The following is a 364-nucleotide window of genomic DNA, read 5'->3' on the forward strand; positions in this document are numbered from 1 at the left end:
GGCTGCGGCGTACCCCGGACGGCCCGCTGACCCGCTACCGGCGGCACTGGACGCCGTCGCGCTCCGGGACGCCGCGCCTGGTCGAGGCACCCGCCCCGCGGCTCGCCGAGCTGCAGCGCCGGATCGTGCGCAGCGTGCTCGACCGGATCCCGGTGCACCCGGCCGCACACGGCCACGTCCGCGGCCGCAGCCCGCACACCCTCGCTGCGGAGCACCGGGCCCGGCCGATGGTGCTGCGCCTGGACCTGGAGGGCTTCTACTCCCACGTCACCGGCGGCCGGGTCGCCGGACTCCTGCGGGTCGCGGGGTACCCGCCCGCCGTCGCCGCCGCCGTCGCCGGGCTGCTCGTCACCACCACCCCGCC

1 pseudogene is annotated in these 364 nt (G+C 79.4%); it reads left to right on the forward strand.

Annotation, left to right across the window (positions count from 1 at the left end):
- Window positions 1–364: pseudogene (locus GTW08_RS24280) on the forward strand (RNA-directed DNA polymerase); the annotation flags it as partial.

It is taken from the genome of Pseudonocardia sp. SID8383, assembly GCF_009864975.1.
In the GTDB taxonomy this organism is placed as follows: Bacteria; Actinomycetota; Actinomycetes; order Mycobacteriales; family Pseudonocardiaceae; genus Pseudonocardia; species Pseudonocardia alni.